The organism is Massilimicrobiota sp. An105 (assembly GCF_002161155.1).
Classification (GTDB): Bacteria; Bacillota_I; Bacilli_A; order Erysipelotrichales; family Coprobacillaceae; genus Allocoprobacillus; species Allocoprobacillus merdigallinarum.
In genome coordinates this window covers 1-10,235 of record NZ_NFLY01000062.1, presented here as the reverse complement: position 1 = coordinate 10,235, position 10,235 = coordinate 1, and the positions used below count along the sequence as shown (strand labels likewise).

Here is a 10,235-nt window from a genome sequence, read left to right as displayed (position 1 = left end):
TAGAACTATATTTCTATTTAAATTGTGATGTATTATGCCGAGAAAATAAAGAAAACCATATGATTATTAAAGGGTAATTTAAATTAACTCGGCATAATAACTAACTCCACATAAGGAGGTCCCCTAAGTCCATTACTATCAAATGTCTATCTTAATGAATTTGATAAAGAAATGGAAAGAAGAGGAAATCGATTTGTAAGATATGCAGATGACTGTGTCATACTGTTCAAAAGTGAAAGAAGTGCTATGAGAGTCAAGGAAACAGTGACGAGATATCTTGAAGAGAATTTATTCGTTAAAGTCAATCAAGAGAAAACAAAAGTCGCTTATATTACTGGTGTAAAATTTCTAGGATTTGGATTCTATATAGAGAAGAGTGGTAACGTACGAATCACTGTTCATAAGAAATCAAAAGAAAAGATGAAAAGAAGAATCAAAGAAATCACAAAAAGAAATAGACCTATCAGTAGTAAGGAACTAGCTCAGGAATTAAAGCTCTATATTACGGGATGGATAAATTACTACAGGATAGCTGATATGAGAGGATATCTTGGTAAAGTTGACTCGTGGCTAAGACGAAGAATACGAATGATATATTGGAAGAGATGGAAGCTAGTAAGAACAAGGTATAGAAATCTGCAAAAGCTAGGTATAGACAGGAATAAGGCATGGGAATGGGCAAATACAAGAAAAAGCTACTGGCATATAGCCAATAGCTTTATACTCTCTAGAACACTGACAAACGAAAGATTAAAAAGATTTGGGTTTGTAAGTGCACTAGATTATTACAATTCTATAAACTTATGAAACGCCGTGTAGGGAACCCTACGCACGGTGTTGTGAAAGGGGCGAAAGATATTAATTCTTAGCCCCTATTCAATTTATTGTTTGTTTTTTGGATCTTTAACTATTTCAGCAATAGATGTTACAGCACCAGCCATACCTTGTAAATCAGTTGGAATAATAATTTTTGTTGATTCTCCTTTAGCAAGGTTTTCTAATGCTTTAAATCCTTCTAATGTAATATAAGCTTGTTGAGGTTGAGAACTATTGATATACTCGATACCTTTAGCTTGAGCTTCATAAACAAGTCTTAATGCTTCAGCTTCACCTTCAGCACGAGCAATCTGTGCTTCTTTTTCTGCAGTGGCTTCAAGAATCATAGATTCTTTTTTACCTTCAGCAGTTAAAATAGCAGCAGTTTTTTTACCTTCAGCCTGTAAGATGGCTTCACGTCTTTCACGTTCTGCACGCATTTGTTTTTCCATAGCTTCTTGAATATCACGTGGAGGAATAATGTTTTTAACTTCAACACGATGAATTTTAATTCCCCAAGGATCTGTAGCTTCATCAAGAATAGAACGCATTCTTGAGTTGATAATATCTCTAGATGTTAATGTTTCGTCAAGTTCAAGATCACCAATAATATTACGAAGTGTTGTGGCAGTTAAGGTTTCAATAGCATTCAATGGTCTGACAACACCATAAGTAAATAATTTTGGATCTGTGATTTGAAAATAAACAACAGTGTCAATTTGCATTGTGACATTATCTTTTGTAATCACAGGTTGAGGAGCAAAATCTAATACTTGTTCTTTTAAAGAAACTTTATTTGCAATTCTATCAAGCAAAGGAATCATAATATGCAACCCAACTGTACATGTACGATTATAAGCTCCGATTCTTTCTACAACATATGCATAAGATTGAGGAATAATACGAATTGTTTTTGCGATAATGACAACAACTAATACAACTAATAAAATAATCCATAAATATCTAAAGATTCCATCTAACATGAAGTATCATCTCCTTTGTTTATTTTTTTTACGACAACATGTGAACCTTCAATTGAAATAACTTCAGCATAATCGCCAATTTGAATTGTTTCATTATTAAGGCTTGTTGCTGACCATAAGTTTCCCATGACTTTGACTTCACCTTTTTGATCAGCAGTAATTGTTTCAGTGACTAAACAATGTTTTCCAATCATACGATCAAGGTTTGTTTTGACAGTATTTCCACGTAAGTATTTTTTAGCCAGTGGTCTTGAGGCAACAATACAGACAATGGAAACAATCGCAAAAATAACAATTTGCAAAACTTCTCCAACACCAAAGAAATGACAGATTAATGCAGCAATGGCTCCAATCCCAAACCAGATACTGACCAAGTCAATTGTAATGGCTTCGACAATGACCGCAATGACAAGAATAATAGTCCATACAAGAGTGATTGACATAATCATTTCCCCTTTCTCTTATAGTTGAACAATCATAATAGAATGAACAATATCATATGTAGCCTTGTACTTATAACATTGCTGTTTTGAAAAATCTAGATCAAATTCCACACTGAGGTCTAATACAAATGATTTGTTAGAAATTCTTCCATAGCTTTTTCCTAGTGAAATACGATGTAATTGACTCTTTGGGTAAATATTTTCATCTATTTCCTGTTTGGTAACAGGTTTGATTCCAATTTGTCTAGCGGTTCTATCTATCCCTAAAAGAACATAATTCACGTCTTCAAAATGAACACAGGCTGCTTTGTTTAAAGTTAAATTTGTTTCATAAATAGTAACAGTCATTGTGGCTATATCATTTGTTGACCATTCAAAGTTCATTTATATCCTCCTCCTTAAATATATTATATTATTAAAATTATTTTTTTTCAACAAAATTAAAAAAGATTTTAAATGTGTGAGTATACAATTTGGATAAGATAGTTTATAATACATGTAAAAGGAGAAAAGAATGAAAAAGAAAATATTATTTATATTATCAATGATGTTATTAATGGGGTGTCAATCAAGTCAACAACCCATCAATAAAATAACATTAACTCAACCAGCGACATTGCTCTATTTTTATATTGAAACATGTTCAGAATGTCAATCTTTCCAGGATGATGCTATTCCATATTTACAAGAAACATTTGGAGATACATTAACGATTCAACAATATGATCTTGATGATGAAGCGACACAGGCTGTTTATGAAGATGTCATTACACAGCTTGATCAGTTTGACCAATCGCTTTATGGTATGGGGCCAATGTATGCCTTAGATGGTTATTTTGCGAAAGTTGGCTATACTTCTGGTGATGAAGAATATTTAGTCAAAGATATTGATAACGCTATAAATGATAAAGCGTTAAGTGATGAATTAAGTGGACTACGTTTTCTTTATCAACAAGAATAATTGAAAAAGTTATTTCTTGTTTTATTGCTTTTTTTGAGTGGTTGTCAAAATCGACCACAATATTATTTATATGTTTATTATGCGAAAACATGTCCACATTGTCGTTCGTTTATTCAAGTTGTCATTCCTGAACTGGAAGAAGAATATGGTAGCCAAATGGATATTATCCAGCTGGATATTGATGAGGAATCATCAATTGAATCTTATGCGAAGACCTGTCATTTATTAGAAGATTATGTTGTGAATGATAACTCAGGTAGTGTGCCTTTTATTGTATTAGATGGTTATTTTGCATGGGTAGGTTATCAGATGGGCGAAGATCAGGAATTTTTAGAAATGGTTCGTCAGGCTATTGCTGGAGAAGAATTATCAGTTGATAATCATGAAATATATTTTTTTAAAGAAGGTCAGACATTTCACGAAGGAGGATGATGAAAAATGTCAACACCACATAACCAAGCACAAAAAGGAGAAATTGCGAAAACTGTTTTAATGCCAGGAGATCCGTTGCGTGCTAAATTTTTAGCAGAACATTATTTAGAAGATGTACATCAATTTAATGCTGTAAGAAATATGTTTGGATATACAGGATTTTATCATGGTAAAAAAGTTTCTATTATGGGTTCTGGAATGGGACAACCATCTATAGGAATATATTCACATGAATTGTTTACGCAATATGATGTAGAAGCTATTATTCGTATTGGATCTTGCGGTTCTTTACAAAAAGATGTTCATTTAAGAGATATTATTATTGTACAAGGGTCTTGTACAGATAGTAATTTTGCTCATCAGTTTGAATTGCCAGGTACTTATTCTGCGATTAGTTCATATGCTTTATTAGAAAAAGCTGTAGAACAGGCCAAATTGAAAGGTGCCAGCTATCATGTTGGAAATGTTATTGCATCTGATATTTTTTATCATGCTGATCAGGATTCAGGGAAAAAATGGGCATCTATGGGCTGCTTAGGTGTCGAAATGGAATCTTATGCTTTATTTGCAACAGCGGCTTATCTTGGTAAAAAAGCATTGACATTACTTACTGTTTCTGACTCTTTAGTGACTCAGGAAGAAACAACTGCTCAAGAAAGAGAACAGACATTTACGACAATGATGGAAATAGCTTTGGAGATTGCTTAATGCTAAAGAAAGTTGCTTTATATGATTTTGATAATACAATTGCTTCAGGAGATACAATCGTTCGTTTATTGAAATATGATTTAAAGAAGCATCCTGTACATTTTTTCTATTTTTTTAAAGTCGCATTTTATTACTTTTTATATTTATTACATATCAGTAGTTTTGAAAAAGCCAAATCTGCTTTATTGTTTCCACTTGATCATATGGATAATTCACAATTAAAAACATTTTATGAAAATGAAGTGGTTTCAAGCTATTATCCACATATGATCAAACAAATGGAAAAAGAGCATCAACAAGGCTATATTGTGATTGTTTGTACAGCTTCTTGTGAAGTTTATATGAAATATCATCAGTTACCTGCTGATTATTTAATAGGAACTCGAACACTCACAAAAAATGGTCAACCAACAAGCACAGTTATTGGTAAAAATTGTAAAGGTGAAGGAAAAGTACCACGTATTCTTGAATGTTTAAAATCACAGAATATTGAAATTGATTTTGAAAACTCTATTGGTTATTCTGACTCTACTTCAGATTTACCTATGTTAGCTCTTGTCAAAAATAGAAAAAGAATTGCTTTAAAGACTGGTAAAATAAGTGATTTTTAAAAAATCATCATATAAAAAAGACAGAACGTCTAGAAGTTATACTTCAAACGTTTTGTCTTTTCTTTATCGATCTAAATCAGTAAATAACAACATAATATTAATAATACCAGCAATTCCTACAATCATATAGATAATGGCACTTAAAAGCGCATCGCCAAAAACAGCTTCTACAAGATTAAAATTAAAGAGGCCAATGAGTCCCCAGTTGATTGCACCAATAATGGTAAAAACTAAAGCAATTTTCTGTATCATATTCATTTTTTCTATCCTCCTAATGATATTATAACCAAACCTCATATCTTTATTCATAAAAATATTGACAAATCATAAGATGTGATGAGGAGGAATAATCATGAATAAAAAAATCATTGCTATTGCAGTGAGTGTGATTGTTGTGATTGTTATAGGTGTAAGCTGGTTTTTTTTGAAATCTACATCACTTAATGATTTGATTGAAGAAGCGAATCAATGTCAAAGTTATCAACTTGTAGGAAATATGGAGATGTTAGAGAATGATGAATTAAAATCTTATCAGGTCACATCAACTTATGCACGTATTGATAAAAAAGATTATTATAAAGTTGAGCTTTACGATAAATCATTAAATCAATCACAAGTGATTGTTAGAAATGATGAAGGTGTGTTTGTCTTAACGCCATCACTGAATCAGGCTTTTCAATTTCAAAGCGAATGGCCTCATAATTCACCTAAACCATACATCTATCAATCACTTGTATCATTTTTAAAAGATAATAAATCTGAAAAAGTAAAAGATGGATATCTGGTTCAAGGTGAAATGACTTATGAAAATGATGAACGTGTTAAAAGTCAGGAAGTGAAGTTTGATAAAACTTTAAAACCAGTATATATTAGTGTGTTTGATCAGGATGGAACAGAAGTTATTAAAGTTGAAGTCACATCTTTTGAAATGAATCAGGATATGAAAAAAGATAGTTTTTTACAAAACAATATCATTAAAGAAACAAAAACAGAATACACAGATAGTGTGGCAGCATCATTACCACTTTATCCAGTATCTTTAATGGGATCAACACTAGAAAATGAAAAAGTATCTACAATTGATGATGAAATTAATCATATTTTAAAATTTACTGGTGAAAAATCATTTACTATCGTTGAAAAAACATCAAAAGAAAATGATGATTTACAAATTGAAAGTATTGATGGCAAAATGATAGATATGATTGATGGAGTAGCTTTTGAAAATGATCAGCAAATGACATATATTTCATCAGGGGTTGTTTGTTCTCTTTATTCTAATGATTTAACATCACAAGAAAAACTCGCTGTTTTATCAAGTATGCAATCATCACAAGTGAAATAGGGGAAAACCCTATTTTTTCTTGAAAAAAAGAGTATGATGGATTATACTAAAACAATGAAAAGGGGTGAAAATGTGATACATTATCGTGATACCTATGCCTGCATTCGTCTAGATTATTTACAGGATAATGTTGAAACATTATATCAAAAAGTACGTAAACCGCTTATGGCCATCATTAAGGCTAACGCTTATGGACACGGTTATCAGCAGGTTGCCAATATTTTAAAGGATAATCCACATATTTCAATGTTTGGTGTTGCAACACTGAAAGAAGCTATTGATTTAAGAAAGATTGGAATTCAACAGGATATACTTGTTTTAGGTGCTATTCCTATTGAAGATTTGGATTTGGTTATTCATTATGATATTACTTTATCGTTATTTTCAAAGGAATATATGGCTGAAATTCAAAAGCTTTATCATCATCATAAACCTGTGAAAGTTCATATTAAAATAGATACTGGAATGAATCGTATTGGTTTGAAATCAAAAGCAGAATTTGAGGATATTTTGGCTTGTTGTCAAAATTCTATGTTTCAGGTTGATGGTGTTTTTACGCATTTTGCAACTGCTGATGATGAGATGCAAAATGATGCTTATGAACAGCAAATTCAGATGTTTTATGATATTATTGGTCAACATTCTTTTCGATATATCCATTGCCAAAATTCAGCTGCTATGATGTATCATCAAGATGACCGCTCTAATTTGGCACGTATTGGTATAGCTATGTATGGCGTTGATCCATCTGGTGAAGAATGTCAAGCACTCAAACAGGTGATGTCTTTATATACACGTGTTTCAATGATAAAACAGGTTAAGAAGGGTGAACGCATTGGCTATGGACTCACATATACAGCTTTAGAAGATGAGTATATAGCCACATTACCTATTGGATATGCCGATGGATTGATTCGTGCGAATCAGGGTAGAGAAGTTTATATAGAGGGACATTATTATCCAATTGTTGGTAGAGTTTGTATGGATCAAATGATGGTTAAGGTCGATCAGAATGTTCATTTACATGATCGTGTGGAAATTTTTGGTGAACATATAACACTGGCTCGTATGGCTAAGGAATTGTCAACAATCCCATATGAAATTGTGTGTTTAGTGAGTGAACGTGTCGAAAGAATTTATAAGAAATAAAAATTCCATTGAAAAATATGATGGAGTTAAGAATTTGATGATTTTTGAGGAGTATATAAAAATATGCTTCTCTTTTTTCTATATATGAGATAAGAGACAAAATATTTTTGTATGAAAAATAAAAGGTAAAAAGTCATATCTCAAGTTTGTCATTGTCATGGTCAGTGAGAATATAATAATAAAAACCAGAAGAGAATATCACTTCTGGTTAAAATAGTGTCAACTTCATTTTATAATATTGTTTATTTTTTATTCGAAATTTTCTTTAACGAAATCATATAAAGAATAATATTGATTGTATCCTTCTTTTTTGGCAGTCATCTTTCCATCTTTAATAATAAGAGTTGCTGGATAAGTCACATTTGTATCAAATGTTTTTTCTACATAACTGTCAATATTATCAACTTCAGATGTATCTAGATAATAAAAAGGTGTAGAACGATTTTTGGTTGTATATGTCGTCATGATGTCTTGATAACTGACCATTGTGGAATCAGTTGAATCTCCTAATACAACGACAAAATCTTCTTTATCTTCTATCATTTGAGTTAATCGACTTTCTGATACTGTCTTATAATCTTTAAATGTTGCCTGACGATATATAAAGAGTCCTAAGAATATCAAAAGCACTAATCCAAAGACACTAATTTCTTTTGCAAACTTCTTTATAAAATTCATGTTTGATGCCTCCTAATGTTCATATTCTAACAAATTTCAGGACATATGACAATAAGAAGATTGTGTGAATGTTTGGGCTTGTTTCAAAGTCCTGTTTCTTTTATAATAAAAAAGACGAGAGGTGGTCATTATGAACGAACACGATTCAACACGCTATCTTTTTGCACAAAGTATTAAAGATTTAATGGCAAAACAGTCATTAGATAAAATGACTGTTACAGATATTGTGAAACATAGTGGAATGACAAGACAAACTTTTTACCGCTATTTTAAAGATAAATACGATTTGGTTAATTGGTATTTTGAAAAACTGGCTGATAAATCATTTCGACAGATTGGCAATTCTTCAACACTGAGAGAAGGACTGATTAAGAAATTTACTTTTTTACTGAATGATAAAATCTTTTTTATGCAGGCGTTCCAATCTAAGGATTATAATAATGTCGAAAATTATGATTATCAGTGTATTTTAGAGTTTTATCAGAATATTATTTATAAAAAAATAGGAAATATTCCTACGGATATTATGTTTTTATTAGAAATGTACTGTCATGGTTCTATCACAATGACAGTGGAATGGGCGATTTCAGGAATGAATAAGACACCTGAAGAAATGGCTGATTTATTAATTCAAGCTTTACCTCCTAAATTAGAACAATTGTTGTCTGATTTATAGTTTTAATGAGCCTATATGAGACATGTTAATAGGTTATGAAAGTGGAGTTCATATCAATATAGAATTCCTGTGAAAATGTTTTATGAAGTAAAGTGACAAACGCTTTCATTTGTCACTTGTTTTTATTTTCACAAGAATGTTAAAATAGAATCAGCAAAATAAAGGAGATGTAATAAAAATGGCAAACAGATTTGTATTAAATGAAACAAGCTATCATGGAAAAGGAGCAATCAATGAAATTGTTACTGAAGCAAAAGCAAGAGGTTTTCAAAAAGCATTGGTTTGTTCTGATCCGGATTTAATTCAATTTGGAGTCACAAAAAAAGTAACAGATTTATTAGACGAAGCAGGATTAGTTTATGAAATTTATTCAGATATTAAAGCTAATCCAACAATTGAAAATGTACAACATGGTGTAGAAGCATTGCATAATGCAAAAGCTGATTATATTATAGCTATTGGTGGTGGATCATCAATGGATACTGCTAAAGCGATTGGAATTATTGATCGTAATCCAGAATTTGGAGATGTAAGAAGCTTAGAAGGTGTTGCTGATACTAAAAATCCATGTACACCAATCTTTGCAGTACCTACAACAGCAGGAACAGCAGCTGAAGTCACTATCAATTATGTTATTACTGATGCACAAAAAGATAGAAAAATGGTATGTGTAGATGTTCATGATATTCCAGTTGTTGCTTTTGTTGATCCTGATATGATGGCAAGCATGCCTAAAGGTTTAACTGCTGCAACAGGTATGGATGCATTGACTCATGCGATTGAAGGATATATTACTAAAGGAGCATGGGAAATGAGTGATATGTTCCATTTAAAAGCAATCGAAATCATTGCGAAAAACTTAAGAGGAGCTGTTGAAAATACACCAGAAGGTAGAGAAGGTATGGCTTTAGGTCAATATATCGCAGGTATGGGATTCTCTAATGTTGGTTTAGGATTGGTTCATAGTATGGCACATCCTCTTGGAGCATTATATGATACACCTCATGGTGTGGCAAATGCAATTATTTTACCAACAGTTATGGAATACAATGCACCATATACTGGTGAAAAATATAAAGATATTGCTGAAGCAATGGGTGTTGATACAACAGGTATGAGCCAAGATGAATATCGTCAGGCTGCAATCAATGCTGTTAAACAATTATCACAAGATGTTGGTATCCCAGCTGATCTTAAAGATATTGTGAAAGTTGAAGATTTAGACTTCTTAAGTGAATCAGCTTTAGCTGATGCATGTTGTCCAGGAAATCCTAGAGATACAAGTGTTGAAGAAATTAAAGCATTATATCAATCTTTGGTGAAATGAAAAACTAAATTCCACTTTGTATATTTAAATTCAACTCTTCTTGTGGGAGTTGAATTTCAAATTGCAAAGTGATTTTTTGTATTATAAAAATCACCTTCAGATATTG

The 10,235-nt window shown here is 31.7% G+C and carries 14 protein-coding genes and 1 pseudogene; 10 read left to right on the top strand and 5 right to left on the bottom strand.

Translation table 11 applies throughout. The features are described from left to right. Positions 1–126: 126 nt before the first annotated feature. Positions 127–348: pseudogene (locus B5E48_RS13995) on the top strand (reverse transcriptase domain-containing protein); the annotation flags it as partial. Between the two features lie 72 nt (positions 349–420). Next, complete coding sequence (locus B5E48_RS13990; RefSeq protein ID WP_224762633.1) at positions 421–807, top strand: group II intron maturase-specific domain-containing protein; 387 nt, start codon at positions 421–423, stop codon at positions 805–807. A gap of 74 nt (positions 808–881) precedes the next feature. Here the strand turns inward: B5E48_RS13990 and B5E48_RS12505 are convergent, their stop codons facing one another. From B5E48_RS12505 to B5E48_RS12495, 3 genes are read right to left on the bottom strand one after another with little or no spacing between them, the layout of a single operon-like run. Continuing rightward, on the bottom strand, positions 882–1,799 hold the full coding sequence (locus B5E48_RS12505) for an SPFH domain-containing protein (protein ID WP_087297101.1): 918 nt from the start codon (positions 1,797–1,799) through the stop codon (positions 882–884). Continuing rightward, positions 1,793–2,242, bottom strand: coding sequence for an NfeD family protein (locus B5E48_RS12500; protein WP_087242998.1), 450 nt, complete (start codon positions 2,240–2,242; stop codon positions 1,793–1,795). Before B5E48_RS12500 ends, B5E48_RS12505 begins: the two co-directional genes overlap by 7 nt. Positions 2,243–2,260: 18 nt before the next feature. After that, on the bottom strand, positions 2,261–2,626 hold the full coding sequence (locus B5E48_RS12495) for a hypothetical protein (protein ID WP_087242996.1): 366 nt from the start codon (positions 2,624–2,626) through the stop codon (positions 2,261–2,263). A 130-nt stretch (positions 2,627–2,756) separates the two neighbouring features. On the opposite strand from B5E48_RS12495, the gene B5E48_RS12490 reads away from it, so the two are divergent. Genes B5E48_RS12490 through B5E48_RS12475 form a run of 4 tightly spaced genes read left to right on the top strand, consistent with a single transcriptional unit; the run spans position 2,757 to position 4,954 of the window. Next, positions 2,757–3,203 (top strand): hypothetical protein, encoded by a 447-nt coding sequence (locus tag B5E48_RS12490; RefSeq protein ID WP_087305393.1) that lies wholly within the window; start codon positions 2,757–2,759, stop codon positions 3,201–3,203. Further along, complete coding sequence (locus tag B5E48_RS12485) at positions 3,204–3,635, top strand: YbbN family protein (RefSeq protein ID WP_087242992.1); 432 nt, start codon at positions 3,204–3,206, stop codon at positions 3,633–3,635. A gap of 6 nt (positions 3,636–3,641) precedes the next feature. After that, positions 3,642–4,343 carry a purine-nucleoside phosphorylase gene (deoD, locus tag B5E48_RS12480; RefSeq protein WP_087305391.1) on the top strand — a complete coding sequence of 234 codons (702 nt, stop codon included), beginning with the start codon at positions 3,642–3,644 and terminating at the stop codon, positions 4,341–4,343. Beyond that, positions 4,343–4,954: an HAD family hydrolase gene (locus B5E48_RS12475; protein ID WP_087305389.1), complete on the top strand. Its 612-nt coding sequence runs from the start codon at positions 4,343–4,345 to the stop codon at positions 4,952–4,954. The genes deoD and B5E48_RS12475 overlap by 1 nt, the downstream gene beginning before the upstream one ends. 63 nt (positions 4,955–5,017) lie before the next feature. Here B5E48_RS12475 and B5E48_RS12470 read toward each other — a convergent pair whose 3' ends face one another. Next, on the bottom strand, positions 5,018–5,212 hold the full coding sequence (locus B5E48_RS12470; RefSeq protein WP_087242987.1) for a DUF378 domain-containing protein: 195 nt from the start codon (positions 5,210–5,212) through the stop codon (positions 5,018–5,020). A gap of 94 nt (positions 5,213–5,306) precedes the next feature. Between B5E48_RS12470 and B5E48_RS12465 the strand changes: the two genes are divergently transcribed. Together B5E48_RS12465 and alr are read left to right on the top strand one after the other, a co-directional pair. Next, positions 5,307–6,299, top strand: a complete 993-nt coding sequence (locus B5E48_RS12465) for a LolA family protein (RefSeq protein ID WP_087305387.1) — start codon at positions 5,307–5,309, stop codon at positions 6,297–6,299. A 72-nt stretch (positions 6,300–6,371) separates the two neighbouring features. Beyond that, the gene (gene alr / locus B5E48_RS12460) at positions 6,372–7,448 is read left to right on the top strand and encodes an alanine racemase (protein WP_087243106.1); all 1,077 of its coding nucleotides are present in this window, start codon (positions 6,372–6,374) and stop codon (positions 7,446–7,448) included. A 249-nt stretch (positions 7,449–7,697) separates the two neighbouring features. Here alr and B5E48_RS12455 read toward each other — a convergent pair whose 3' ends face one another. Beyond that, positions 7,698–8,126, bottom strand: coding sequence for a hypothetical protein (locus tag B5E48_RS12455; protein ID WP_087297106.1), 429 nt, complete (start codon positions 8,124–8,126; stop codon positions 7,698–7,700). Between the two features lie 130 nt (positions 8,127–8,256). Here B5E48_RS12455 and B5E48_RS12450 point away from each other — a divergent pair, with 130 nt between their 5' ends. Together B5E48_RS12450 and fucO are read left to right on the top strand one after the other, a co-directional pair. Then, on the top strand, positions 8,257–8,802 hold the full coding sequence (locus B5E48_RS12450; RefSeq protein WP_087242981.1) for a TetR/AcrR family transcriptional regulator C-terminal domain-containing protein: 546 nt from the start codon (positions 8,257–8,259) through the stop codon (positions 8,800–8,802). 178 nt (positions 8,803–8,980) lie between these two features. Further along, a complete protein-coding gene (gene fucO, locus B5E48_RS12445; protein WP_087305385.1) occupies positions 8,981–10,129 on the top strand; it encodes a lactaldehyde reductase in 1,149 nt (382 codons plus the stop codon). The last annotated feature ends 106 nt before the right edge of the window (positions 10,130–10,235 follow it).